Origin of the sequence: Streptomyces sp. NPDC059668, assembly GCF_042734135.1 — a bacterium.
GTDB lineage: Bacteria > Actinomycetota > Actinomycetes > Streptomycetales > Streptomycetaceae > Streptomyces.
Genome location: NZ_JBHWEL010000028.1, coordinates 1 through 24,431, shown reverse-complemented (window position 1 = coordinate 24,431; position 24,431 = coordinate 1). Strand labels below are relative to the sequence as shown.

The 24,431-nt window shown below is 69.7% G+C and carries 27 protein-coding genes; 24 read left to right on the top strand and 3 right to left on the bottom strand.

Annotated features, from left to right (window positions below):
• Positions 1 to 36 precede the first annotated feature (36 nt).
• From ACFV2J_RS21315 to ACFV2J_RS21225, 19 genes are all read left to right on the top strand, one after another.
• A complete protein-coding gene (locus ACFV2J_RS21315; protein WP_385084390.1) occupies positions 37 to 348 on the top strand; it encodes a TadE/TadG family type IV pilus assembly protein in 312 nt (103 codons plus the stop codon).
• 43 nt (positions 349 to 391) lie between these two features.
• Positions 392 to 1,732: a CpaF family protein gene (locus ACFV2J_RS21310; protein ID WP_168529990.1), complete on the top strand. Its 1,341-nt coding sequence runs from the start codon at positions 392 to 394 to the stop codon at positions 1,730 to 1,732.
• Positions 1,733 to 1,757: 25 nt separating this feature from the next.
• Positions 1,758 to 2,699, top strand: coding sequence for a type II secretion system F family protein (locus tag ACFV2J_RS21305; RefSeq protein ID WP_385084392.1), 942 nt, complete (start codon positions 1,758 to 1,760; stop codon positions 2,697 to 2,699).
• 16 nt (positions 2,700 to 2,715) lie between these two features.
• Positions 2,716 to 3,606, top strand: coding sequence for a DUF5936 domain-containing protein (locus tag ACFV2J_RS21300; protein WP_385084394.1), 891 nt, complete (start codon positions 2,716 to 2,718; stop codon positions 3,604 to 3,606).
• Positions 3,606 to 5,066 carry a sensor histidine kinase gene (locus ACFV2J_RS21295; RefSeq protein WP_385084396.1) on the top strand — a complete coding sequence of 487 codons (1,461 nt, stop codon included), beginning with the start codon at positions 3,606 to 3,608 and terminating at the stop codon, positions 5,064 to 5,066. The genes ACFV2J_RS21300 and ACFV2J_RS21295 overlap by 1 nt, the downstream gene beginning before the upstream one ends.
• Complete coding sequence (locus ACFV2J_RS21290; RefSeq protein WP_385084398.1) at positions 5,059 to 5,790, top strand: response regulator; 732 nt, start codon at positions 5,059 to 5,061, stop codon at positions 5,788 to 5,790. The genes ACFV2J_RS21295 and ACFV2J_RS21290 overlap by 8 nt, the downstream gene beginning before the upstream one ends.
• A gap of 102 nt (positions 5,791 to 5,892) precedes the next feature.
• The gene (locus ACFV2J_RS21285) at positions 5,893 to 6,138 is read left to right on the top strand and encodes a hypothetical protein (protein WP_385084428.1); all 246 of its coding nucleotides are present in this window, start codon (positions 5,893 to 5,895) and stop codon (positions 6,136 to 6,138) included.
• Positions 6,135 to 6,743, top strand: a complete 609-nt coding sequence (locus tag ACFV2J_RS21280; RefSeq protein ID WP_385084430.1) for a pilus assembly protein TadG-related protein — start codon at positions 6,135 to 6,137, stop codon at positions 6,741 to 6,743. Before ACFV2J_RS21285 ends, ACFV2J_RS21280 begins: the two co-directional genes overlap by 4 nt.
• A gap of 15 nt (positions 6,744 to 6,758) precedes the next feature.
• Positions 6,759 to 7,352: a hypothetical protein gene (locus ACFV2J_RS21275; protein ID WP_385084400.1), complete on the top strand. Its 594-nt coding sequence runs from the start codon at positions 6,759 to 6,761 to the stop codon at positions 7,350 to 7,352.
• A gap of 3 nt (positions 7,353 to 7,355) precedes the next feature.
• A complete protein-coding gene (locus tag ACFV2J_RS21270) occupies positions 7,356 to 8,012 on the top strand; it encodes an OmpA family protein (protein WP_385084402.1) in 657 nt (218 codons plus the stop codon).
• A gap of 12 nt (positions 8,013 to 8,024) precedes the next feature.
• The gene (locus ACFV2J_RS21265; protein ID WP_385084404.1) at positions 8,025 to 8,600 is read left to right on the top strand and encodes a dihydrofolate reductase family protein; all 576 of its coding nucleotides are present in this window, start codon (positions 8,025 to 8,027) and stop codon (positions 8,598 to 8,600) included.
• A 157-nt stretch (positions 8,601 to 8,757) separates the two neighbouring features.
• A complete protein-coding gene (locus ACFV2J_RS21260; RefSeq protein ID WP_385084406.1) occupies positions 8,758 to 9,231 on the top strand; it encodes a hypothetical protein in 474 nt (157 codons plus the stop codon).
• Between the two features lie 10 nt (positions 9,232 to 9,241).
• Positions 9,242 to 11,536, top strand: a complete 2,295-nt coding sequence (locus tag ACFV2J_RS21255; protein ID WP_385084408.1) for a hypothetical protein — start codon at positions 9,242 to 9,244, stop codon at positions 11,534 to 11,536.
• Positions 11,533 to 12,054, top strand: a complete 522-nt coding sequence (locus ACFV2J_RS21250; RefSeq protein ID WP_385084410.1) for a hypothetical protein — start codon at positions 11,533 to 11,535, stop codon at positions 12,052 to 12,054. Before ACFV2J_RS21255 ends, ACFV2J_RS21250 begins: the two co-directional genes overlap by 4 nt.
• 19 nt (positions 12,055 to 12,073) lie before the next feature.
• A complete protein-coding gene (locus tag ACFV2J_RS21245; RefSeq protein ID WP_385084412.1) occupies positions 12,074 to 12,595 on the top strand; it encodes a hypothetical protein in 522 nt (173 codons plus the stop codon).
• Between the two features lie 19 nt (positions 12,596 to 12,614).
• Complete coding sequence (locus ACFV2J_RS21240; protein ID WP_385084414.1) at positions 12,615 to 13,136, top strand: hypothetical protein; 522 nt, start codon at positions 12,615 to 12,617, stop codon at positions 13,134 to 13,136.
• Between the two features lie 147 nt (positions 13,137 to 13,283).
• The gene (locus ACFV2J_RS21235) at positions 13,284 to 13,814 is read left to right on the top strand and encodes a hypothetical protein (protein ID WP_385084416.1); all 531 of its coding nucleotides are present in this window, start codon (positions 13,284 to 13,286) and stop codon (positions 13,812 to 13,814) included.
• A complete protein-coding gene (locus tag ACFV2J_RS21230) occupies positions 13,811 to 14,683 on the top strand; it encodes an LLM class flavin-dependent oxidoreductase (RefSeq protein ID WP_385084418.1) in 873 nt (290 codons plus the stop codon). Before ACFV2J_RS21235 ends, ACFV2J_RS21230 begins: the two co-directional genes overlap by 4 nt.
• Before the next feature lie 76 nt (positions 14,684 to 14,759).
• Positions 14,760 to 15,260: a GNAT family N-acetyltransferase gene (locus ACFV2J_RS21225; protein ID WP_385084420.1), complete on the top strand. Its 501-nt coding sequence runs from the start codon at positions 14,760 to 14,762 to the stop codon at positions 15,258 to 15,260.
• 42 nt (positions 15,261 to 15,302) lie between these two features.
• Here the strand turns inward: ACFV2J_RS21225 and ACFV2J_RS21220 are convergent, their stop codons facing one another.
• Positions 15,303 to 15,815, bottom strand: a complete 513-nt coding sequence (locus tag ACFV2J_RS21220; RefSeq protein WP_385084422.1) for a DinB family protein — start codon at positions 15,813 to 15,815, stop codon at positions 15,303 to 15,305.
• 86 nt (positions 15,816 to 15,901) lie between these two features.
• Between ACFV2J_RS21220 and ACFV2J_RS21215 the strand changes: the two genes are divergently transcribed.
• Positions 15,902 to 16,672: a class I SAM-dependent methyltransferase gene (locus tag ACFV2J_RS21215; protein WP_385084424.1), complete on the top strand. Its 771-nt coding sequence runs from the start codon at positions 15,902 to 15,904 to the stop codon at positions 16,670 to 16,672.
• Positions 16,673 to 17,042: 370 nt separating this feature from the next.
• On the opposite strand, the gene ACFV2J_RS21210 is transcribed toward ACFV2J_RS21215, so the two are convergent.
• Positions 17,043 to 17,378: a DUF192 domain-containing protein gene (locus tag ACFV2J_RS21210; RefSeq protein WP_385084426.1), complete on the bottom strand. Its 336-nt coding sequence runs from the start codon at positions 17,376 to 17,378 to the stop codon at positions 17,043 to 17,045.
• A gap of 426 nt (positions 17,379 to 17,804) precedes the next feature.
• Positions 17,805 to 18,842, bottom strand: coding sequence for an L-glyceraldehyde 3-phosphate reductase (gene mgrA, locus ACFV2J_RS21205; protein WP_385439986.1), 1,038 nt, complete (start codon positions 18,840 to 18,842; stop codon positions 17,805 to 17,807).
• 187 nt (positions 18,843 to 19,029) lie between these two features.
• Between mgrA and ACFV2J_RS21200 the strand changes: the two genes are divergently transcribed.
• From ACFV2J_RS21200 to ACFV2J_RS21185, 4 genes are all read left to right on the top strand, one after another.
• Positions 19,030 to 19,803, top strand: coding sequence for an isoprenyl transferase (locus ACFV2J_RS21200; RefSeq protein ID WP_385094591.1), 774 nt, complete (start codon positions 19,030 to 19,032; stop codon positions 19,801 to 19,803).
• Positions 19,804 to 20,115: 312 nt separating this feature from the next.
• Positions 20,116 to 21,441, top strand: coding sequence for a PhoH family protein (locus tag ACFV2J_RS21195; RefSeq protein ID WP_168530006.1), 1,326 nt, complete (start codon positions 20,116 to 20,118; stop codon positions 21,439 to 21,441).
• A gap of 428 nt (positions 21,442 to 21,869) precedes the next feature.
• Positions 21,870 to 22,586: a transglycosylase SLT domain-containing protein gene (locus ACFV2J_RS21190; protein ID WP_385094588.1), complete on the top strand. Its 717-nt coding sequence runs from the start codon at positions 21,870 to 21,872 to the stop codon at positions 22,584 to 22,586.
• Positions 22,587 to 22,722: 136 nt separating this feature from the next.
• A complete protein-coding gene (locus tag ACFV2J_RS21185) occupies positions 22,723 to 24,168 on the top strand; it encodes an AI-2E family transporter (RefSeq protein WP_385094585.1) in 1,446 nt (481 codons plus the stop codon).
• Positions 24,169 to 24,431: the final 263 nt, after the last annotated feature.

Sequence of the window (24,431 nt, the reverse complement as noted above, 5' to 3'; positions counted from 1 at the left end):
CTTCCACGTCGCCTCCGAGACGACCGGGGCGTCTCCATGCTGGAGTTCGCCGGGTTCCTGCCCATCCTCCTGGTCATCGGCATGGCCACCATCCAGCTCGGCCTCATCGGGTACGGGATCAACCAGGCCGGCTCCGGCGCCCGGGCCGCCGCCCGGGTCGCCTCACAGGGCGGCGACGGCGGGGCGGCGGGACAGGCCGCCGTGAGCGGATGGCTGGACCCGAGCGTCGACCCCGTACCGGGCCCCGACCTCACCACCGCCACCGTCACCGTCCAGGTCCCCGGGGTCATCCCCCTCTTCGGCCCCTACACGGTCACCCGCCGCGCCACCATGCCCACCGACGACTGAGCCCCACGACCGAACCCACGACCGCCCGGGAGGAGCCGAACCCATGAGCCTGCGATCCCGACTGGCCACCCCCGACGAGGGAGGCCCCGCCCGCGAGGACGGACACCTCGTCGCCGTCTACCGCGCCAAGCTCCTGGAGGAGATCGACCTCGCCGAGATGTCGAGCCTGGCGGCGGCCGAACGGCGGGTGCGCCTGGAGCGCGTACTCGGCCACATCATCAGCCGCGAAGGCCCCGTCCTCTCCTCCGCCGAACGCTCCCAGCTGATCCGCCGGGTCGTGGACGAAGCACTCGGACTCGGAGTCCTCGAACCCCTGCTCGCCGACGCGTCGATCACCGAGATCATGGTCAACGGCCCGGACTCGATCTTCGTGGAGCGCGCCGGCCGGGTCGAACAGCTCCCGCTGCGCTTCGCCTCCACCGAACAGCTCATGCAGACCATCGAACGCATCGTCTCCACCGTCAACCGCCGCGTCGACGAGTCCAATCCCATGGTCGACGCCCGCCTCCCCACCGGCGAACGCGTCAACGTCATCATCCCGCCGCTCGCCCTCACCGGGCCCACCCTCACCATCCGCCGCTTCCCCCGCGCGTACACCCTCCCCGAACTCATCGGCCTCGGCTCGCTCGACGAGCAGATGCTGATGCTCCTCGCGGCGTTCGTCCGCGCCCGCTTCAACCTGATCGTCAGCGGCGGCACGGGCAGCGGGAAGACCACCCTCCTCAACGCGCTCTCCGGACTCATCCCGTCCCACGAACGCATCATCACCATCGAGGACTCGGCCGAGCTCCAGCTCCAGCAGGAACACGTCATCCGCCTGGAGTCCCGGCCCCCGAACGTCGAGGGCAAGGGCCAGATCACCATCCGCGACCTGGTCCGCAACTCCCTGCGCATGCGCCCCGACCGCATCATCGTCGGCGAGGTCCGCGGTGGGGAGACCCTCGACATGCTCCAGGCGATGTCGACCGGCCACGACGGCTCGCTCGCGACGGTCCACGCGAACTCCGCGGAGGACGCCCTCATGCGACTCCAGACCCTCGGCTCGATGTCCGAGGTTCTGATCCCCTTCGAGGCGCTGAAGGACCAGATCAACTCCGCCGTCGACGTGGTCGTCCAGCTGTCCCGGCACGCCGACGGCTCCCGCCGGATCACCGAGATCGCCCTGCTGGTCTCGCACGGCCGCGAACAGTTCCGGGTCGTCCCCGTCACCCGCTTCGTCCCGCGCCCCGTCGGCCCCGACCGGGTCGTCCACGGCCGCTTCGAACACCTCCCGCTGCCCCGCCCGGTCGCGGAGAAGCTGTACGTCGCCAACGAACCGCTGCCGCCCGCCTTCGGCGTCGTCGAGGTCCTGGACGCACTCGACCCCAGGCAGGCCATCGGATGACCCCCACGACCGAGCGGAGCGAGCCGTGAACGACCCCGCCGTCCTGGCCCTCGGCGCCACCGTCCTGTGCGGCACCCTCGCCGTCGCGGGCGTGCACACGTACGCCTCCGGACGCGCCCAGCGCCAGGCCCTCGTGGACCGCCTCTCCGGCGGCGGCCCGCTGCGCACCGCCGCCGGCCGCGTACGCCGCTTCGCCGCCGTCGACCGCCGGCTGCGCCGCACCCGACTCGGCCGCTCCATCCACCTGCGTCTGTCGGCGACGGGCCTCGACGTGACGGCCGGCGAGTTCGCCACCTACGTCACCGCCGTCGTCGTCGCGCTGTGGCTGATCGCGGCCTCGGTGCTGGCCCCCTTCTTCGGCCCGATCGCCGCCCTGGTCGGGGTGTGGAGCGCGGTCATATTCCTCAACTGGCAGCGACAGAAGCGTATCGAGGCCTTCATCGGCCAACTCCCCGACGTGGCGCGCCTGCTGGCCAACGCGACCGCCGCCGGCCTCGCCATGCGGACCGCCCTGGCGATGGCCGCCGAGGAACTGGAGAACCCGGCGGGCGAGGAACTCGCCCACGTGGCGGACCAGCTGATGATGGGGCGCACCATCGACGACGCCCTCGGCGAGCTCTCCGAGCGACTGCCCTCCCGCGAACTGATCGTCCTGGTCACCACACTCGTCCTCGCCAACAAGGCGGGCGGCTCCGTCGTCAGCTCCCTGCGCAACCTCACCCAGACCCTGGAGGACCGCAAGGAGACCCGCCGCGAGGTGCGCACCATGCTCTCCGAGGTCAACGCGACGGCCTTCACGGTCCCGCTGCTCGGCCTCGGCTCCCTGCTCCTGATCAACTCCTCGAACGAGGGCGCGCTCGCCCGCGTCACCGGCTCCGGCCTCGGCCAGGCCCTCGTCCTGATCTCGCTGGGCCTGTACACCGTCGGCTTCTTCGTCATCCGCCGCCTCGGCAGGATCGAAGTCTGAGGAAGGAGGGATTACGTTGCTCCCCCTGCTGCTCGCCCTCGTGACGGCCGCCGCCGTCGCGGGCGCCCTGCTGGGCATCCGCATGATCCGCGCCGACGCGAAACTGCCCAGCGACCTCGCGCTCGCCCTGGAGGTCGGCGGAACCCGCGTCTCCAAGGCGGACTCCGCCGTCGACCGTCTCGGCATGCGCTTCGCCCCCGTGGTGCTGCGCCTGATGGGCCCCCGCCGCGTCGACGCCAAACGCCGGCGCATAGACATGGCGGGCAACCCCGGCGGTCTGACCCTCAACCGCTATGCCGCCCGCCGCGCGGTGTACGGCGTCTTCGGCGTCCTGCTGGGCCTGATCTTCCTCACCAACGGACGGCTCCTGTTCGCCGTGCTCTCCCTGACCTTCGGTCTGGTCGCTGCCGACGCCCTCATCTGGCAGGCCGTCCGCGAACGCAAGGAGGCCATCGACCGCATCCTCCCCGACTTCCTCGACGTCCTCGCCGTCGTGGTCTCGGCGGGTCTCGGCTTCCGCCAGGCCCTGGACCGCGTCGCGGAGAAGTACGAAGGACCGTGGTCGGACGAACTGCGCATCACGCTGCGCCAGATGGACATGGGCGTCAGCCGCCGCCAGGCCTTCGACGAATTGCGCAGGCGCAACTCCTCCGAACAGGTCGCCCAGTTCGTGTCGGCACTCCAACAGGGCGAGGAACTCGGCTCCCCGATCGCCGAGACCCTGATCCAGCTGGCCACGGACATGCGCCGCACGGACGCCCAGAACGCCCGCCGCCGCGCGGCCAAGACCATCCCCAAGGCGACGATGGTCACCCTCGTCTTCATGCTTCCGGCGACGATGATCCTGATCGCCACGGGGATGTTCCTGGGGTCGGGCACGAACTTCGGCTCGATCCTGGGCCGCTGATGGACACCCGCCGCACGCCGCCGCCCTGGCTCCCGGCCCCCGCGCCGCACCGGCCGTGGGCGGCCTCACCCGGCCGGCTGTGGGCCCGGCTGGTCCGGCCGTGGGCACCGGCGGAACGAGAGCGGACGGGGGCGGCCGGGGAGGCGCCGGAGTCGAGCTGGCCCGATGGCGCGGGCCCCGGCTACCTCGCCGACGACGCCCCCGCCCCCGGCAGCGTCCGTCTCCAGCTCAACGCCCTCCAGGCCCTCTGCCGCCAGGCCTTCGCCGTCCGCCTCGCCGCGATCGCGATCGGCGCACCCTTCGCGATGGCCAACGCGACCGACGGCCTCTCCCGTTACGCGGTCCTGGCCGCCGCCGTCCTCGGTGTCATGGGCTCGTACGCCATGCTCAGGGACTGGGACCGCTTCGGCCCCCGCCTCCTCGCGCACCCCACCCTGATGGCCGTGGACCTGACCTTCGGCGCGGTGCTGCTCCTGACGGCGTCCCCCGCGTCCCCCCTCGCGTACGCGACGGTCTGCACCCCCCTGCTGGCGGGCCTGCTGTACGGCTGGCGCGGCTCGGGCGTCTTCACGGGCCTGCAACTGATCGTCCTGGTGACGGTCTACCGGGCCTGGCAGCACCACCCGGGGGCCGGTGCCAACACCCTCCTGATCGCGGGGTTCTGCGTCGGCGCGGGCATCATCGGCGTCACCCTGCGCAACCTGATGTTCCGCTTCGGCACGGCGAGCCAGGCACTGTCCGAGGCGAACTCCCGTCTCGCGGTCGCCGAGGCCGTGGAGTCCGAACGGGCGCGACTGGCCCGGGAGATGCACGACTCGGTCGCCAAGACGCTGCACGGCCTGGCGCTGGCGGCGGAGGCGCTGGCCGCCTCGGCCTCGGCGGACGGCGCGGACCCGGGCACGCTCGGGCGCCAGGCGGCCACGGTCGCGGGGGCGGCCCGCCGGGCGGCGGCGGAGTCACGCGACCTTCTGTCGGACCTGCGCCGCCATACCGACCTGACCAACCCGGAGACGGACGTCCTGTCCGAACTCGCCTGCCTGCTTTCGGTGTTCGAGGCACGCACTCATCTGCCCGCGGAACTCCGGCACCGGGGCGAGCGCCCGGTCCTGCCCCGCGCCACCGCCCGGCACGTCCTGGCCATCGTCTCCGAGGCACTGGAGAACGCGCACCGTCACGCGCACGCGAAGGCGGTGACGGTGGAAGTAGAACTGGACCCCTCCAAAGGCGAGTTCGCGGTACGGGTGCGGGACGACGGAGTGGGCCCACCTCCCGGCGCCACCCTCGACGACCTGACCAGAACCGGCCACTTCGGCCTGCTCGGCATGGCGGAACGCGCCGCGTCCCTGGGCGGCCGCGTCGACCTGAACCGCTCCGAGCGAGGAGGGGCCGAGGTCCAGCTGGCCCTTCCCCTCGCCCCCACTCCTCCCTACACCCCCCAAGAGGAGGCCGCACATGCCTGACCAGGCACTCATCGGCCCGCCCCTCCGTGTACTGGTGGCCGACGACAACCCCGTCGTCCGGGCCGGACTGGCCGCGCTGCTCGGCGGCCACCCGGACATCGAGGTCGTCGCCCAGGCCGCGAACGGCGAGGACGCGGTGACCGCGGCGACCGCCCATCCGCCGGACGTCGTCCTCCTCGACGTCCGCATGCCCGGCACGGACGGCCTCACCGCCCTGCCCGACCTGGCCAGGATCGCCCCCGTGATGATGCTGACGTACAGCCGCGAACCCGAGGTCGTGGCCGAGGCGTCACGCCGGGGCGCGGTCGGCTATCTCGTCCATGGCGAGTTCACGACGGCCGAACTGGTCACCGCCGTAAGGGATGTGGGGCGCGGTCCGCACGTCCTCCCGGAATCGCTCGGTGTTTCGTACGAACCGAACGAAATCTCTTCGCATCTGCAATCGGTTGTGGGACAGTCGTCGAAGGCTCACACCGGCCGCGGGGCAAGGCTCCGCCGCCGCGTGCCCGACCGGCTCGACTTCGACCTGAGTTCGAGGGAGGTGGAGGTGATGGACCTCATCGCCGCCGGCATGAGCAACCGTCAGATCGCCGCCGCCTGCTTCATCAGCGAGAAGACCGTCAAGAACCACATCAACCGCATCTTCGCGAAGCTGCACAGTTCTTCGCGCAGCGAGGCGATCGCGCACTGGCTGGGGACGGCGCGTGAGGGGTGGGGCGGATGACTCCGGCACGGGGAAGTTGGGCCCCTGGGCCCACTCGGAGTAGGCGGGTTCTCACGTACCGTGCCTGTGTCAATTGTGGCGGCGTGTGGGAGGGCAGTGCTCGTGGTGGCGAAGGACTGGACGCTGAGGGCCGGAGTCCGCGCGGAGCGTACGCTGCGCACCTGGACGGAGACCGTCTCCACCCGGATGCGGGGGCGTGGTCGGGACGCGGGGGCCGGGTTTGTGGAGTACGCGGGTCTGATGATTCTCATCGCGGGGATCTACACCCTCATCGATCAACTCGGGCTGAACGGTCGGATCTCGCAGGCGATCGGCAATGCTGTGGACGACGTCGTCGGCGGAGGCTGAGCGCCGGTCCACCGCGCAACGATCGAGGGCAGACCCTCCCCATCTACATCTGGCTGACGGGGATCCTGCTCTTCGCAGCGATCGCCTTCTTCGCTTTCGCTCAGGCAGCGTCCGCCCGCAATGGAGCTCAATCCGCGGCGGACGCTGCTGCGTTGGCGGCGGCGCAGGACGCACGCGACGAGCTCATGGACAAGTTGGGGGCTGCTGTCGGCCACGCCGACAACTGGCTGGACTGGCTCGACGGGATACAAGGTCCCGACGGAGTGGGGTCCGACGCCGCGGCCCAGCAGTTGGCCGCCGAGAACGACTCGACGCTTCGAGGTCTGCAGGCTGTCGAGAGGAACGGCTATCCGGGGTATCAGGCCGACATCCAGACCAACTACACGGTCGGCAGGTCGATCATTCCCGGCACCGAGACCAAGCACGCGACCGCGCACGCCGTCGCCGTCATCCAGCCGCGCTGTGACTTCGACCCGGCCGCGGACCCCAAGAAGCCCGTCGAGCTGAACTGCGACGGCGAGACCGTCAACATCGACCCCGGAAATTTCGATCCGGTCGACCTTCCGGACGCGTCCGTGCTGTTCTCTGTGCATCTGGCCGAGTGAGAGGAAGCCGTACCGATGGACTTTCGGCACACCATGAAGGGCCGCAGGGCGCTGAGCGCGGTGGCGATCACGACTGGGCTGCTTCTCACGGTGGCCGGCTGCGGTGGGAGCGGTGGCGACGGCAAATCAGGCAAGGAGCCGTCGGCTTCCACTCCTGCCCAGAACAGTTCCGGCGGCAAGGCCAAAGAGAGCAGCGCACCTACTGCCGATCAGCCGATCGTCGAGGTCAAGAGCAACGGCATCGCGCTCGCGGTCACGTCGGCCAAGCGAGACCAGGGTGGCTTCGTCACCGTCAACGGCACGGTGACCAACAGCACCTCGGGTCTGTGGATCGGTGCCGAGTGGATCAGTGACGAGAACGAGCTGAAGAAGAACGGCGGGTCCCTGGCAGGGGCGAGCCTGGTGGACGAGAAGGGCAAGAAGAAGTACCTCATTCTGCGGGACACCGAAGGCCGCTGCCTGTGCACCAAGTTCCAGGGCGGTGTTTCCCAGGGGGCGACCGTCGACTGGTTCGCACAGTTCCCGGCGCCACCCGCCGGGACGACGAGCGTGCAGTTCCAAGTACCGACCATGCCCCCGGCCACCATCGAACTCTCCGATGGCGAGTGACCCATGGCCCATACCTCCCGCGCTGCGGCAACCATGTTGACAGCCCTCGCTGTCCTGTCCACGCTTACCCTTACGAGCCCTCACGCGTTCGCGAACGACGGAGACCCGAGCGCACCACCGGGCAGCCTCACTACATCGCCGCCCCCCGACGTGGACGCGAACAACCCCGGCCTCAAACTCGCCGACGGCGCCACCCTCGCCCCCGCCAAGGTGCTGGACATCAAGTCGGTGGTGGAGGACCTCGGAGGGGAGGAGCGGCGTGAGGACACCAACTCGGACGTGACGTTCGCGCTCCAGGCCGAAGTCCTCTTCCCCAAGGACAGTTCGAAACTGAACCCGGACGCCCGCGCCCGTATCGACGCGATCGCGGACGAGATCAAGGCCCAGAAGGCGACGACGGTCAGGGTCTTCGGCTTCACCGACAACCTCGGCTCGTACGCCCACGGCCTCACCCTCTCCAAGAAGCGCGCGGAGATCGTCCACGACGAACTGGCGGCGGCGCTCGGTTCGACGGACGTCACCTTCGAGGTACGTGGCTACAGCGAGGACTATCCGATCGCGGACAACACCTCGGAGCAGGGCCGCCGGAAGAACCGCCGCGTCGAGGTGACCTTCCCGCGCGGCGCGTCGGACGGAACCTCGTCGGGGACCCAGAGCTGAAAGCCTGCTGCCATGAGGAAGATCGTGCTGATGATGTCGGTGTCCCTCGACGGGTACATCGAGGGACCGGACCGCGAGATCGACTGGCACCGGGTCGACGCGGACCTGCACCGGCACTTCAACGAGGAGATCAGCCGCTTCGGCGCCCTGCTGGACGGCAGGAGGACGCACGAACTGATGGCCGCGTACTGGCCGACCGCCGACCAGGACCCCGCGAGCACCCCCACCGAGGCCGAGTTCGCCGGGATCTGGCGGGACATCCCGAAGATCGTGTACTCGCGGACGCTGAAGCGGGCCGACTGGAACACCACCGTGGTGCGGGACGTCGTACCGGAGGAGGTCCGGGCGCTCAAGGAGCAGCCGGGCGGGGACCTGGGCCTGGGCGGCGCCGACCTCGCCGCGACGTTCCTGCGGCACGACCTGGTCGACGAGTTCCGGATCTACGTCCATCCGGTGCTGATCGGCGCCGGTAAACCGCTGTTCCCACAGGCGGACGCCCTGACCGCGCTCCGGCTCACGGAGACCCGCACCTTCGGCAACGGGGTCGTACTCCTGCGGTACGAGCGGATGCCCGCGGGGCAAGTGTGAAGCATTGATGTGAGGTGTCCTTCGAGTGATCGATGCTCACGGCACCATTGCTACGGTAAGGACGCGGTAAGGGGGACGGGCGTATCAGGAGCCACGACCGCCTGCCGCGTCACGGGGATCACGGGGACAGCGGGGAACGCGGGAGGGCACGGGTCGCATGGCCTGGGACGAGTGGGAGAAGCTGAAGGCCGACGCGGCCCGGCGGAGCACGACGCACATGCGGCTGAACCAACTGCCCGCCGACCCGGGCGGCGGCGGTGGCGCCGATCTCGTGGTCAGTCAGGACGACCTGGGAGCCGTGGGCCACGAGGCGTTCATCCTCTACGGGGAGCTCCACAAGAAGACGGACATCGCGGGGGCCGGCGCCGACAAGGGGGGCGCGGGCTCGACCATGCAGTCCGCCGCCGCCCTGAAGTCCCACGGCTTCGAGATGGGCGGGGCCCTGGAGCTGACGGTCTCGGTGTGGACCTCCCAGGCCAAGTCGGTGCTCCAGGCGTGCGCGCACATCTCCAACCACCTCGACTTCAGCAAGAAGCTGCACGCGGAGCAGGACGCCCAGATCGCGGCCGTGCTCCAGGGCCGGGACGGCTCGGCCGAGTCGGTGTCCGAACTCGACAAGTACTTCAAGTAGGGGCGCCCGGATGGCACTCACGTTCACGGACCTCGTCGAGGTCGACCTGGGCAGGCTCGCCACGGCCGTCACCGACTGGAAGAACACCGTCGACGGTCTCAAGACCCAGGCGGAGAACGCCCGCAAGGGCATGCAGGCCAAGTCGGACGGCGCTCGCTGGGCCGGGGTGAACGCCACGGTGACACGGGAGTTCGTGGCCAAGACCACCAAGGAGATAGCCGATCTCCACACCGAGGCCAACAGCATCTACCAGGTCCTCGACGACGCCCACACCGAACTCGCCGCCCTGCAGAAGCAGATCAAGGCCGCGGTCCAGACGGACGCTCCCGCCCTCGGTATCCGCGTCGAGGACATCGGTGGCGGCAAGGTCCGCTGCTTCTTCCCGCACATCCGGGGCGACACGGACGAGCGGACGCAGGAACAGCGCGACGCCCGGCAGGAGTTGGAGGGCCGTATCAACGGCCTCCTCGCCCACGCCGCCGAGATCGACGCGTCGGTGGCCCGCGCCCTGCGCAAGAGCCACGGCGACGATCCGCACAACGCCGGGCACAGCGCGTACGAGTCCCTGAACGACGCCCAGGTGGAACGCGCGCTGGAACTCGCCCACAAGGGCGACAAGATGACCGACCAGGAACTGGCCGAGCTGAACCGGCTGATCCGCTACAACGGGCGCGAGAAGGACGGCGAGTTCGCCACCGAGTTCTACGAGGGACTCGGCGGTCCGCAGAAGACGCTGGAGTTCTACGCCGAGATGTCCATCGACGGGACCGGCGGGGACGCGTCCAAGGTCCGGCTGGACGGCGTACGCGACCTCCAGCAGAACATGGGATTCGCGCTGGCCAACGCGACCGACCCGGACACCGCGCACCACCTGCCGGGCAGCTGGGGCGCCGACTTCCGCCGGCTCGGCACCCAGCAGATCGGCTGGGAACAGGGCCAGTGGAACAAGCCGTACGGGTACCAGGTCCTCGGCGGGCTGCTTCGTTACGGCAACTACGACGCCCGCTTCATCAACCCGATCGCCGAGCACATCACCCAGCTCCACAAGGAAGACCCGTACCGCTTCCTGAACAACAAGCCCATGGGCAGCGAGGACATCTACGGCTTCAACCCCTCCGGCAAGCTGGGCACCGGCAACGACCCGCTCAACAGCGTCCTGGAGGCGCTCGGTCACAGCCCCGAGGCCTCGGAGAAGTTCTTCACCGACACGCCCACCGCGTACAACGAGGACGGCACGGTGAAGTCGGGCGGCAAGGTCGGGTTCACGTCGTACCTGGACGTGTTCACCGACAAGGACTTCGAGTGGACCGTCGACACGAACGACACCAACATCCTCGCCGACGAGGACAAGACGAAGAAGGCGCTGGGCTACGGCCCCGAGGCCCTCGGCCACGCCCTCGAATCGGCGACGACGGGCCGCCCGTACGACAGCGACGACACGGCGGACGCGATCCGTCACACTCCCGAGCGGGCCAAACTGGTCAATGACATCGTGAACAAGTTCGGCGAGGATCCCGGGCTGATCCGGCACAACGAGAACGGGGATCTGGACGAGGAGAGCGGCCCGCTCTATGCCATGCGGGGCAGCCTCGGTGACATCACCGCCGAGTACATGGGTGATTTTCAGTCCTCCCTTGCCGGAGGTGGAGAACAGTTCACATCGTTCGGAGAACCGGCCAAGCTGAATTCGGAGTTCGCGCACCGGTTCCTCGCGGAAGTCGGACAGGACCCGGACGCCTACGCGTCGATCACCAGCGCGCAGCAGGCCTACACGGCGGATGTCGTGAACGACGTGATCAACGGGGACAGCGACTCCTCCGTCTCGGACGCGGAGCGGCTGCGCAACGCCACGCGCGCGGGCGGAATCGTCGCGGGCGTCATGAGCGAATCGCGGGCCGATGCCGTGCTCGACTACCACACGGCGTCGGACAAGGAGTTCAACGAAGCCGCCGCCGAGAAGCAGAAGTGGGCCGATCGCCTCCTCGGTATGGGAGTCGACAAGGTCGCCGAACGCGTGCCGATTCTTGGCGCTCCACTTGAGTGGGCTTCCGAGGACATTCAGGAATCCATCATGAAGAGCATCGAGAAGGACTCCTCGGACCAGGCCGAAGGGGATGCGACGCGTACGTATCACGAAGGCCGCTCGGCGGTGATGGATTCGGCGAGGACCGCTGTCGGCGCGGCCACACGCAACAGTGGCTTCACCGCCGACACCATCAACGACCTCAAGAACTCGGCGGCGAACGGCGCGGACGACGGCCACACCGCCGGCGCCACGATGGAAAGCGCGGGAGACGCATCGTGATCAGACACAAGGCCGTCGGCGTGCTCGGCGCACTCGCCCTGCTGCCACTCGCCGGGTGCTCCAGCGGCGACGACAAGGCCTACACGGTTCCCGACCAGCTCTGCGGTGTACCGGCGAAGGCGGAACTCACCAAGGAGTTGCTGCCAGGCGGGGACAAGCTAAGGGTCGTCAAGTCGCAGACGGTCGGGCCGGCGCCGGATCAATATTGCACGGTGCATGTCGACAGAGATGTCGAACTCGTCGTCGAAGGCATCTGGCAGCCCGCCGGGACCACCGCCGAACAGGCCGCGGCGAAGAGTCACTCCTTCAATTTGCGTCCGGCCGACGGGGGACGCTTCGCACTCTGGGACGACAAGGCGTTCACCGTGGTCGACTGCAAGAACACCAAGTACAAGTCGGAGCGGTTCTCCATCGAGGCGCGGTTGGTCCACTCGGACGGAGACATGAGCAAGAAGCTCCAACGCTTCCTCGGCCCGTTCTCCGAGGCCTACCGCAAGACCCTCCCTTGCGAGTCCTGAAGAGCATCGAGAAGGCATCGTGATCAGACACAAGGCCGTCGGCGTGCTCGGCACGCTCGCCCTGCTGCCGCTCGCGGGGTGTTCCAGTGGCGACGACAAGGCCTACGCGGTCCCGGACAAACTCTGTGGTGTACCGGCGAAGGCGGAACTCACCAAGGAGTTGCTGCCGGGCGGTGACAAGCTGAGGATCGTCAAGTCCCACACGGCCGAGGCGGTTCCGGCCTACTACTGCAAGGCGCTCATCGACGGTGACGTCGAGCTTGCGATCGAGGGCATCTGGCAGCCCGCCGGAGCCACTGCCGAACAGGCCGCGGCGAAGAGTCACTCCTTCAATTTGCGTCCGGCCGACGGGGGACGCTTCGCGCTCTGGGACGACGAGGCGTTCACCGTGGTCGACTGCAAGAACACCAAGTACAAGTCGGAGCGGTTCTCCATCCGTGCCGAGCTGGTCCACGCCGACGGAGACATGAGCAAGAAGCTCCAACGCTTCCTAGGCCCGTTCTCCGAGTCCTACCGCAAGACCCTCCCTTGCGAGTCCTGAAGAGCATCGAGAAGGCATCGTGATCAGACACAAGGCCGTCGGCGTGCTCGGCGCACTCGCCCTGCTGCCACTCGCCGGGTGCTCCAGCGGCGACGACAAGGCCTACTCGGTCCCGGACAAACTCTGCGGTGTACCGGCGAAACCGGAACTCACCAAGGAGTTGCTGCCAGGCGGGGACAAGCTGAAGGTAGTCAAGCCGCAGGCGCCCGGCGAGGTGCCGCGCCCGTACTGCGCGGTGGTCGTCGACGGTGACATCGAGCTTTCGATCGAGGGTCGCTGGCAGCCCGCCGGAACCACCGCCGAACAGGCCGCGGAGCAAAGCCACTCCTTCAACCTGCGCCCGGCCGACGGGGGACGCTTCGCACTCTGGGACGACGAGGCGTTCACCGTGATCGACTGTAGGAACACCAAGTACAAGTCGGAGCGGTTCTCCATCCGTGCCGAGCTGGTCCACGCCGACGGAGACATGAGTAAAAAGCTCCAACGCTTCCTCGGCCCGTTCTCCGAGTCCTACCGCAAGACCCTCCCATGCGAGTCCTGAAACCGGTCGCCCGGCACCCCTGCCCCCGGACGCGACTCAGGGAGGACGGGGTTCGGCGGCCGCCGTCGCGCTCAAGCGCGCGGCCCGTACGGCCGCGGGCATCAGCCACTCGGACGGGGCGCAATGGAATTCGGAGAGTGACGCGAATTGACGCACGGATGGCGCGGGGTCTGTCTGTCGGTGGTCGCGGTGATGATCGTGGTGGCCGGCTGCTCCGAGGAGCAGAAACGGGAGTACACGCTCCCGAAGAGCCTGTGCGGCGTCCCCGCCCCGACGCAGGCGCTCTCCAGGCTGTTGCCGGCGGGCAAGCGCCTGTCCCTCGACGAGGCCACCCCGGTGGCCGACGCGATCACGACGTGCAAGGCGACGGTCGACGGTGCTCTGGTGCTCTCCCTGGAACGGGAGATCCGGGAGGCCGGGGCTTCGGCACGAGACATCGCGGTGAACCAACTCGGCGTCAAGCAGCCGGTGTCCGCGGAACGGAACAGCGTCGCGTACGCGGACTGGGCCGCCGTGTCGGTGGTCGAGTGCCGTGGAGGAGGCGCCGCGGACAAGGACATCTCCGTCGCCGTCAAGGTCCTCAAGCCGGGGCACCGTGACGAGTCGGCCATGAAGGAACTGATCCTGGAGTACACGTCCGCCTTCAAGAAGCAGCAACCCTGTAGAGATGCCTCATGACCACCCTCGGCGCAGTCCTCCGCCCCCAGTTGCCCCCGGAACGCCTCCGTGGCATCGCCCGGCTCGCGGACGACGTGGGGCTGGAGGAGTTGTGGTTGTGGGAGGACTGTTTCCGGGAGGGCGGGATCTCGGCGGCAGCCGCCGCGCTCGCCTGGACCGAGCGGCTGCGCGTCGGGGTCGGCCTGCTCCCCGTACCCCTGCGCAACGTGGCGCTCGTCGCCATGGAGGCCGCCACCCTGGACCGGATGTTCCCGGGCCGGGCCGTGCTCGGCGTCGGGCACGGGGTGCAGGACTGGATGGGGCAGGTCGGAGCGCGGCCCGAGTCGCCGCTGACCCTGCTGCGTGAGCACCTCGACGCCCTGCGCGCTCTGCTCCGGGGCGAGCGTCTCTCGACGCGCGGGCGGTACGTGACGCTGGACGACGTCGCCCTCGACTGGCCCCCTGCCGCCCCCGTGCCCGTACTCGCCGGCGCCACCGGACCGCGTACCCTCCGGCTCGCCGGGGAGGCCGCCGACGGCACCGTCCTCACCTCGTCGACCACGCCGGACGGCGTACGGCGCGCACGCGGGCTCATCGACGAGGGACGCGCGTCCGCCGGCCGCACCGACCCGCACCGGGTCGTCGTATATCTCCTGACCGCCACGGGACCCGACGCCGACGCCCGGCTCGACGCCGAGTTCGCGTCGGAGGGCCTCGGCTCGGTCCCGGACCTGGGCGTCGCGGGAGACGCGCGCGCCGTCGCCGCGGCCGTACGGCGGCTCGCGGACGCCGGGGCCGACGCGGTGATCCTCCAGCCCACGGGCGACGAACCGGATCCCGAGGGGTTCGTGCGGTTCGCGGCCGAAGAGGTGCGGGCGCTCGTTCCGTAGGCCGGCACGCGGCCACCGGGCGGCGGCCCGTCCGGTGGCGGGCCCGTTGTCAGTGCCGGGTGCCAGACTCGCGGGCATGACAGAGGACAGCGTGCGGTTGCGGGACGTCGTGGAGGCCGACCTGGAGGCCTTCCTCGCGTACGAGCACGAGCCCGAGGCCCTGCGGCGTTCGAGATTCACACCACGGCCGCGGGACGCCTTCATGCGCCACTGGAAGGAGCGGATCCTCGCGGACGCGACCTGCCTGGTGCAGACGGTCGTCGTGGACGAGGAGGTCGCGGGCAGCTTCGTCGCGTGGTGGGAGGGCGACCGGCGGTACATCGGCTACTGGCTGGGCCGCCCGTACTGGGGCCGTGGCATCGGCGGCAGAGCCCTCGGCCTCTTCCTCGGCGCCGAACGGCACCGGCCCCTGTACGCCGACCCCTTCACCGGCAACACCGCCTCGGTACGCCTGCTGGAGAAGCACGGCTTCCTGCACAGCGGCACGGTGCGCCACGGCGAGGACGAACACGCCCTGCTCGTCCTTCCCGAGCACCCCCGGCCGGCCGCGGGCGACGCGGCGCCCGCGCGCCGCTGACCCACGCCCCTCGCCGGCGGCGCGGGAGAGCCGGTGTCCGTCTCAGTCCGGCCGGTGGCCCCCCGTGCTCCCGTCGATCAGCTCCCGCACGATGTCCATGTGCCCCGCGTGCCGGGCCGTCTCCTCGACCATGCGGATGAGGACCCAGCGCAGGGAGACCGTCGTGCCGTGCCACGACGTGCCCACGTCGTCGAGGGACAGCTCGGCGATCGTGCGGTCGGCGGCGGCGCGGGCGCGGCCGTAGAACTCCACGATCTGTGCCGTCGTCTCGCCCTGGCCCGCGCTCATGTCCTCCTCGGAGGCCGGGTCGAACCAGAGCGGCTCGGTCGGCCGCCCGAAGGTCGAGCAGAACCAGCCGTACTCGACGGACGCGAGGTGCTTCACCAGACCCAGCAGGTTGGTGCCCGATGGCGTCATCACCCGGCTGAGCCGCTCGTCGTCGAGTCCCTCGAGCTTCCAGAGCACGGCGTCCCGATGCCGGTCGAGACTCGCGTGCAGACTCTCCTTCTCGCCGCCCGTGTACGGCACTTGCCCGGTCCCGGTCCTCGTCGTCATGCCCGGAACGTAGCAGCGGCCACCGACACGGCCGGGCGGCGGAAATCCCCTCGCTTCTCCGGACAGCCGTTGGGAGGATCTCCGTCATGACCGTTCCGCGAACCTTCGAGGCCCTCGTCGCCGAGGCCGAGACCGCGTCCGTCGATGGCTGGGACTTCTCCTGGTTCGAGGGCCGCGCCACCGAGCAGCGGCCCTCCTGGGGGTACGCGCGGGCGATGGGGGAGCGGCTGGCCGGGGCCGCCGCCGCGCTGGACCTCCAGACCGGCGGCGGCGAAGTCCTCGCCTCGGCGCCGAGGATGCCCCCGGTCGTGGCCGCCACCGAGGGCTGGCCGCCGAACGCGGCCAAGGCCACCGCCCTGCTCCGGCCGCGCGGCGTCGTGGTCGTCGCCGTTCCCGAGGACGCGTCGCTGCCCTTCGCGGACGGAGCCTTCGACCTGGTCACCAGCCGGCATCCGGTCAGCACCCACTGGGCCGAGATCGCCCGTGTCCTGAGCCCCGGCGGCACGTACTTCTCCCAGCAGGTCGGTCCCGCGAGCGTCTTCGAACTGGTCGAGCACTTCGTCGGGCCGCAGCCGGCGGAGGTCAAGAACGCCCGGCACCCCGACCGGGCCCGCGCCGCCGCGGAGTCCGCCGGGCTCGACGTCGTCGGTCTGCGCGCGGAGCGGCTGCGCGTCGAGTTCCTCGACATCGGAGCCGTCGTGCACTTCCTGCGCAAGGTGATCTGGATGGTCCCCGGCTTCACCGTCGACCGGTACCGGCCCCAACTCCGGTCCCTGCACGAGCGGATCGAGGCGGAGGGACCGTTCGTCGCCCACAGCACCCGCTTCCTGATCGAGGCGCGCAAGCCGCGACCGTAGGAATCAGGAGCACCGCAGGCGCCGCGGCCGTCCGGAGGGGCGGAGCGGCTGAGCGGCGGGACACCCGGCACCGGCCCGATGCCGGGAGCGAACGGGACGACCGGCACAGGGATCGGAGCAGGGATCGGCAGGGGCCGGAACCGATTGACCGAAAACATCCGCTGCGGGCCGGCATGTGCGAAGCGCTCCTCCGGACGGCCGACCGGCTAGCGGGGTTTCCACATCGTTATCGAGGGCGACTCCCCCTGGTTGATCGCCTCACGTAAGTTCAGACCAAGGTAATTCGCGTGAGCAAAGCCGCGCGTGTGTGGCACCGCGCGGTGGAGGGGGCTGCGCGGTGCCGCGTCCGCCGGCCTCCGGGCCCCCGGTGTCACCTGTCGTGCAGTGTGACCTGTGCCCCGCGCCGTACGCCCCACCGTTCCATCGCCCCGGCCTCCGCCTCCAGGACGTACCGGGAGCGCGGGCGGGGAAGCCCCAGCCGGCCCGGCCGCATCGTCCGCACCGCCAGGACCCGGAGTCTGCGGTCCAGATAGGCGACGTCGATCGTGAACCGCATGCCCAGGGTGTGCACCGAGCTCGCCGGACCGAGCAGCAGCGCCCCCTCGACCCCGTCCCGCCCGAGCAGACCCCGACGCCTGGCCCGCGCCGACTCGGCGAGTTCCAGCGGCACCGGTTCGGACGTCCGTTCCGTGGTGAACATGACCATGGCTGTGAAGTTAGCGCCGCCGTCAAGCGGGCGCCGCGGACGCGCGTCACCCTCCCGGAGTACGCGCGGGCGGAGCGGCGCGAGGGTCGGCGGAAACGCGGATACCGTGAATCCCTCTGATTCCCTCTGGTTTCCTCCGAATGCCCGTCGTTTCCCTTTGAATCCGCTGTGATTCGGCCAAGATCACACCCTGAATGAGGGATTCCGCGCTCACCGTGGCGTCGTCGGACAGTTGCGGAGAGTAGTTGTGGCACGCCGATGCACGCAGCATCACTTACGAAGGGTTATGGTGGAAACCCCCCCTCGGGCCGGTCCGTCTCCCCCCCACGGACCGGCCCGTTTTTTGTGCCCTGACACGGCGGCCCGCCGGGCCGGTGCCTGCGCCCCCGTGCGCCCCCTGGACCCCGGGGACACGAGGGCGGTGACTCACTGCCGTCCGGCCCAGATGTTCGTCCCCGGCGTCGACACCGCGAAGGTGTCGATCTCCTTCAGCTCCTCGTCCGTGAGCTTCGGACCGGCGAGCGCCGCCACGTTCTCCTCCAGCTGCGCCACGCTGGACGCGCCGATGAGGGCGGAGGTCATCCGCTCGTCGCGCAGCACCCACGTGAGCGCGAGCTGGGCGAGGGACTGGCCACGGCGGGCCGCGATGGCGTTCAGCCCCTTCAGCCGGCGCAGCACCTCGTCGCTCAGCAGCTGCGGGTCCAGCGACTTGCCCTGCGTGGCCCGCGAGCCCTCCGGGATGCCCTGGAGGTACTTGCCCGTCAGCAGGCCCTGCGCGAGCGGCACGAAGGAGATGCAGCCCATGCCGGCCGCCTCCAGCGTGTCGAGCAGGGCGTCGTCCTCGGTCCAGCGGTTGATCATCGAGTACGAGGGCTGGTGGATGAGCGGCCGTACACCCATTGAGGTGAGGATCCGGGCCGCTTCCGCGGTCTGCTCGCTGCTGTACGAGGAGACCCCGACGTACAGCGCCTTGCCCTGCTGGACCGCGGACGCGAGCGCGCCCATCGTCTCCTCCAGCGGGGTGTCCGGATCGAAGCGGTGCGAGTAGAAGATGTCGACGTGGTCGACGCCCATCCGCTTCAGCGAGGCGTCCAGGGAGGACAGCAGGTACTTGCGGGAGCCCCATTCGCCGTACGGGCCGGGGTGCATCAGGTACCCCGCCTTGGTGGAGATCACCAGTTCGTCCCGGTACGGCGCGAAGTCCTGCTTCAGGAGCTTCCCGAAGTTCAGCTCCGCCGAGCCGGGCGGCGGGCCGTAGTTGTTCGCCAGGTCGAAGTGCGTCACGCCGAGGTCGAAGGCGCGGCGCAGGATCGCGCGCTGCGAGTCGAGCGAGCGGTCGTCGCCGAAGTTGTGCCAGAGGCCGAGCGACACGGCCGGCAGCTTGAGGCCACTGCTTCCGGTGCGCCGGTATTCCATCGAGTCGTACCGCTCCGTCGAGGCGCGGTAAAGAGGCAGGTCGTTCATGGGAACGAACCTATGCCAGGGCGCCGGCACCCGTCGGGGGAGGCCCCTGGGGCGCCCGGGGGTGGACTTCGGCAGGACATGGCCGGGGGTAGGCTTCGCCCCCGGGGACCGCCATCGGGACAGGGGTTGCGCCGAGCGAGGCCGCTCGGGCGCGCCGGTCCGATCCGCACGGAGGGGCTGACAACACGTGAACCTGCGGGACAACCTGCGCCGTCTGCTGCTCAGGTTCTATACACGCAGGGTGGAGGGCCACCTCGACCACGACCAGGTGCCCAAGCACATCGGGGTCATCATGGACGGCAACCGGCGCTGGGCGAAGGCGGCCGGCAACACCGCCGCCCAGGGCCACCGGGCCGGAGCCGACAAGATCGAGGAGTTCCTCGGCTGGTGCTCCGAGACGGATGTCGAGGTCGTCACGCTCTGGCTGCTGTCGACCGACAACTTCGACCGCCCCGCGGACGAGCTCGTCCCGCTGCTGGGCATCATCGAGGGCGTCGTGCGCACCCTGGCCGCCGACGGCCGCTGGCGGGTGCACCACGTCGGCACGCCCGACCTGCTGCCGTCCCCGATGCAGACGGCCCTCAAGGAGGCCGAGGAGGCCACCGCGCACGTCGACGGGATAGTCGTCAACGTCGCCATCGGCTACGGAGGCCGCCAGGAGATCGCCGACGCGGTCCGTTCCATGCTCCTGGACGCCGCGGACAAGGGCGCCTCGCTCGCCGACGTGGCCGACTCCGTCGACATCGACCTCATCGGCAAGCACCTGTACACGAGCGCCCAGCCCGATCCGGACCTGGTGATCCGCACCAGCGGCGAACAGCGCCTGTCCGGATTCATGCTCTGGCAGACCGCCCATTCGGAGTACTACTTCTGCGAAGTGTTCTGGCCGGCCTTCCGCAAGGTCGATTTCCTGCGCGCCCTGCGTGACTACGCGGCGCGACACCGCCGCTACGGCGGCTGATCCACGGGGTCACCCGGGATGCCGCGAGGGACATACGTCATCCGGAGTTAACGAACGCGTGGTCACATGCTCTTGCATGGCCATGCGCGTTCGAGGGCATAAGCCATGCAGGTCGACGCCCGAACCACGGGTGTCGTATCTCAGCGGACGGCACGGGGCCGTCCGCCCGGGAGGCCCTTTGCACCAGCCCGACCGTGCGGTCACAGCACGGACGAAGTGGAGGGCCGGTCCCCGGCCCGCGCAGCGTGGCCGTCGACCGGTCCAGATCTCCTTCGTCGCTCCCCGACCTCATCCGAGGGGGTACGTCCTTCCGTGGTGACCAGCACAAAGCGCCGTATGCCAGACCGGCGCACCTATGTTCTCGACACCAGCGTCCTGCTGGCCGATCCCAATGCCCTGAGCCGCTTCGACGAGCACGAGGTAGTGCTGCCGATCGTCGTGGTCACGGAGCTGGAGGCCAAGAGGCACCATCCCGAGCTCGGGTACTTCGCCCGGCAGGCCCTCCGCCTGCTCGACGAGTTCCGGGTGCGGTTCGGCCGCCTCGACGCCCCCATCCCGATCGGGGAACTGGGCGGGACCGTACGTGTCGAGCTCAACCACTCGGACCCCAGCGTCCTGCCCAGCGGGTACCGCCTGGGGGACAACGACTCCCGCATCCTCGCGGTCGCCCGCAACCTGCAGGCCGAGGGATACGACGTCACGGTCGTATCGAAGGACCTGCCGCTCAGGATCAAGGCCTCGTCCGTCGGTCTCCTCGCCGAGGAGTACCGCGCGGAACTCGCCATCACGGGCTCCTCCGGCTGGACCGGAATGTCCGAACTGACCCTGTCGGGCGAGCAGGTGGACCTCCTCTTCGAAGAGGGACACGTCTACGTCCCCGAGGCGTCCGACCTTCCGGTGCACACCGGCCTGACGATCCAGTCGGAGCGCGGCAAGGCCCTCGGCCGTGTCACGTCCGAGGGCAACGTCCGTCTGGTGCGCGGTGATCGGGAGGCCTTCGGCATCAAGGGCCGCAGCGCCGAGCAGCGCATCGCGCTCGATCTGCTGCTCGATCCGGACATCGGGATCCTGTCGATGGGAGGCCGGGCCGGCACCGGCAAGTCCGCGCTCGCGCTCTGCGCGGGCCTGGAGGCCGTCCTGGAGCGGCGCCAGCACCAGAAGGTGATGGTCTTCCGGCCGCTGTACGCGGTGGGCGGGCAGGAGCTCGGCTATCTGCCCGGTTCCGAGTCCGAGAAGATGAGCCCCTGGGCGCAGGCGGTCTTCGACACGCTGTCGGCGGTCACCTCGCGCGAGGTCATCGAGGAGGTCACCGCGCGCGGCATGCTGGAGGTCCTGCCGCTCACGCACATCCGTGGCCGCTCGCTGCACGACGCCTTCGTGATCGTGGACGAGGCACAGTCGCTGGAACGGAACGTGCTGCTGACCGTGCTGTCCCGGATCGGCGCCAATTCACGGGTGGTTCTCACCCATGACGTGGCACAACGGGACAACCTGCGTGTCGGCCGGTACGACGGAGTGGTCGCCGTCGTCGAGAAGTTGAAGGGCCACCCGCTCTTCGCGCACGTGACACTGAACCGTTCCGAGCGGTCCCAGATCGCGGCACTCGTGACCGAAATGCTGGAGGACGGACAGATCTGACCGCACCTGGCACCGCCTGTCCCTTCCTGACCTCACCCGGTCAAAGGATGGCGGATACACGGTAATTGACGCCGCCCGGCAGAAGGCGAAGAGCCTAGCCGGGCGGCGTCTGTGCGCGCGGTTGTTTCCGTGAAACCGGTGGGCCAAACGAGGTGTGAGCTTTCACACGCAACTGGGAATTGCCTCGACGCGTCGGGTTACGGCAGAGTCTCAGTCCTGTCAGGCCCCGCATACGACACACCTGTACCCCCAGCGGTACGGAACAACAGGAACCTCAGAACTCCATAGAGCCGTCGTATGCCGCCCGCGCACCACGCGGCACTCCCCGAGCGGGAGTTGCCCACCGGGCCCGCGCCTCCCGTGACCATGCAGTGCGGAGGCCAGCGCCAAGGGCAAGATTGCGTCCGCGAGGGTCACCTAAGCGGGCGATGCTGGAAGGAAACCGTGTGAGCCGGATTTCGGTCCGGGGATTCGCAGTGGCTTCGGCCACCGCGGTCACCGCCGTCGGTGCCGTTACTGGTGTTGCCTCGGGCAGCACTGGACAGCCGTCGAACGACGCCGAGGCAACGGCGAGCGACTCGACCCTCCTCGCGGACATACCTGCGGGTCAGCAGGCCCAGGTACAGACCGCGTCCCTGACGCAGCAGGCCGACGCACAGGCCATCGCCGCGGACGCGAGCGCCAAGAAGGACGCGGAGGAATCCGCGCGCCTTCAGGCGGCCAAGGACGCAGTCGCCAAGCAGAAGGCTGCCGAAAAGGCCGAGAAGGAAGCCAAGGAGCGCGAGGAAGCGAAGAAGGCGGCCAGCCGGTCCGCCCTGCGTGACGCCTCGACCTTCTCCGTTCAGGCCTCGTACACCACCGCGCAGATCCAGGCGATGGCGTCCTCGATGGTCCCGAGCGGGCAGTTCCAGTGCTTCAGCAACATCGTGGACCACGAGTCCAGCTGGAACTACCGGGCGGTCAACGCCTCTTCCGGTGCCTACGGTCTCTTCCAGGCCCTGCCCGGCTCCAAGATGTCGACCGTCGGTTCCGACTGGCAGACGAACCCGGCCACCCAGATCAAGTGGGGCCTCAACTACATGGACAGCCGCTACGGCAGCCCGTGCGAGGCCTGGTCGTTCTGGCAGGCCAACCACTGGTACTGAGCCGCACGCCGCACGCCGGCCGCTCAACCTTCCGAAGCCCCTCCCCGTCCTAGGGTGAGGGGCTTCGGCCATGTACGGTCGGAGCCGACGACTCCAGGGGGGAGTGGTGGGGCGGAGCGGGGGAAGAGAACCGATCATGTCGCGAGTGCCAGGGTGGCTCAACCGGCTCGGCGCCGGACTGACCGAGCTCGGTGAACGGTTGGACGAACGCCGCGCCGAGGTGGAGAAGGAGTCCTCGGGCGCGCTCGACGACGACACCTTCGGCACCGGAGCCGTACGGCACGCGGAGGACTCGGCCGGCGCGACCGGGCGGCTCGACGACGACACCGTCCCGGACGACCCGGAGCACACCCGTACGTCCGCACCGGAATCCACCGGCGCGCCCTCCTCCGCTCCGGCGCCCCGGCAACCGGTGCCGGCCTCGGCTCCCGCCGCCCACCCGTTCGAGGAAGCGCGCCCCGATCCGTCGATGGCCGTGCCGTGGGGCGTACGCGTCGCGGCCGAGGCCGGCTGGCGACTGCTCGTCCTCGCGGGCACCCTGTGGGTGCTGATGCGTGTCATCAGCGCCGTGCAGTTGGTCGTCCTCGCCTTCGTCGCCGCGCTGCTCATCACCGCGCTGCTCCAGCCGACGGTGGCGCGCCTGAAGCGGGTCGGGTTCCCGAGGGGGCTCGCCACCGCGCTGACCGCGATCCTGGGCTTCGTCATCATGGGACTGGTCGGCTGGTTCGTGGTCTGGCAGGTCCAGGAGAACATCGACAACCTCTCGGACCAGATCCAGGACGGCATCGACGAGTTGCGCAAGTGGCTCCTCAACAGCCCGTTCCACGTGACGGACAAACAGATCAACGAGATCGCCAAGAACCTGCGGGACGCGATCGGCGCGAACACCGACCAGATCACGTCGGCGGGGCTCGAAGGGGTCACGGTCATCGTGGAGGCGCTGACCGGCATCCTCCTCACGATGTTCTCGACGCTGTTCCTGCTGTACGACGGCAAGCGGATCTGGGAGTGGACGCTGAAGCTGGTGCCGGCGGCGGCGCGGCCCGGGGTGGCGGGAGCGGGGCCGCGAGCGTGGCGGACCCTGACGGCCTATGTGCGCGGCACGGTGATAGTGGCTCTGATCGACGCCATCTTCATCGGCCTCGGAATCTACTTCCTCGACGTGCCGATGGCCGTTCCGCTGGCCGTCTTCATCTTCCTCTTCGCGTTCATCCCGCTGGTCGGCGCGGTGGTGTCCGGGGCGCTCGCGGTCGTGGTCGCGGTCGTGACGCAGGGGGTGTTCACGGCGCTGATGACGCTGCTCGTGGTGCTCGCCGTGCAGCAGATCGAGGGCCACATCCTGCAGCCGTTCATCCTCGGGCGGGCGGTGCGGGTGCATCCGCTGGCGGTGGTGCTGTCCGTCGCGGCGGGTGGGCTGGTCGCGGGGATCGGGGGCGCCGTGGTGGCGGTGCCGCTGGTGGCCGTCACCAACACGGTGGTCGGGTATCTGCGGTCGTACTCCCGGGAGCCGGCGCAGCGGTATGCGCCGGGGCCGCGCGGGGCGACGGCATCGGACGCCCCGCCGACCGACCCACCGGCCTGACCCCCGGCACCCGTCCCTGGGGCCTCCGCCCCCGGACCCCGGCCAAGGGGCTGCGCCCCCTGCACCCCCGTTTCGCCCGAAGGGCTCGTCCTCAAACGCCGGACGGGCTGAAATACCTGCCCTGGGCGTCAGTCGTTCAGAACCCTTTCGCCCTTCAGCACTCTTCCGGCGCGGGCCCGCACCACCAGCCCGTCCGGCGCTTGAGGACAAGGCCCTTAAGGCCGGAGCGGGGGTCTGGGGGCGGGGCCCCCACAGACACGGGC

Coding starts and splice junctions, on each gene's coding strand:
- ACFV2J_RS21315 (WP_385084390.1), top strand. CDS start 37: ATGCTGGAGTTCGCCGGGTTCCTGCCCATCCTCCTGGTCATCGGCATG.
- ACFV2J_RS21310 (WP_168529990.1), top strand. CDS start 392: ATGAGCCTGCGATCCCGACTGGCCACCCCCGACGAGGGAGGCCCCGCC.
- ACFV2J_RS21295 (WP_385084396.1), top strand. CDS start 3,606: ATGGACACCCGCCGCACGCCGCCGCCCTGGCTCCCGGCCCCCGCGCCG.
- ACFV2J_RS21290 (WP_385084398.1), top strand. CDS start 5,059: ATGCCTGACCAGGCACTCATCGGCCCGCCCCTCCGTGTACTGGTGGCC.
- ACFV2J_RS21275 (WP_385084400.1), top strand. CDS start 6,759: ATGGACTTTCGGCACACCATGAAGGGCCGCAGGGCGCTGAGCGCGGTG.
- ACFV2J_RS21270 (WP_385084402.1), top strand. CDS start 7,356: ATGGCCCATACCTCCCGCGCTGCGGCAACCATGTTGACAGCCCTCGCT.
- ACFV2J_RS21265 (WP_385084404.1), top strand. CDS start 8,025: ATGAGGAAGATCGTGCTGATGATGTCGGTGTCCCTCGACGGGTACATC.
- ACFV2J_RS21260 (WP_385084406.1), top strand. CDS start 8,758: ATGGCCTGGGACGAGTGGGAGAAGCTGAAGGCCGACGCGGCCCGGCGG.
- ACFV2J_RS21255 (WP_385084408.1), top strand. CDS start 9,242: ATGGCACTCACGTTCACGGACCTCGTCGAGGTCGACCTGGGCAGGCTC.
- ACFV2J_RS21230 (WP_385084418.1), top strand. CDS start 13,811: ATGACCACCCTCGGCGCAGTCCTCCGCCCCCAGTTGCCCCCGGAACGC.
- ACFV2J_RS21225 (WP_385084420.1), top strand. CDS start 14,760: ATGACAGAGGACAGCGTGCGGTTGCGGGACGTCGTGGAGGCCGACCTG.
- ACFV2J_RS21220 (WP_385084422.1), bottom strand. CDS start 15,815: ATGACGACGAGGACCGGGACCGGGCAAGTGCCGTACACGGGCGGCGAG.
- ACFV2J_RS21215 (WP_385084424.1), top strand. CDS start 15,902: ATGACCGTTCCGCGAACCTTCGAGGCCCTCGTCGCCGAGGCCGAGACC.
- ACFV2J_RS21210 (WP_385084426.1), bottom strand. CDS start 17,378: ATGGTCATGTTCACCACGGAACGGACGTCCGAACCGGTGCCGCTGGAA.
- mgrA (WP_385439986.1), bottom strand. CDS start 18,842: ATGAACGACCTGCCTCTTTACCGCGCCTCGACGGAGCGGTACGACTCG.
- ACFV2J_RS21190 (WP_385094588.1), top strand. CDS start 21,870: ATGCTGGAAGGAAACCGTGTGAGCCGGATTTCGGTCCGGGGATTCGCA.
- ACFV2J_RS21185 (WP_385094585.1), top strand. CDS start 22,723: ATGTCGCGAGTGCCAGGGTGGCTCAACCGGCTCGGCGCCGGACTGACC.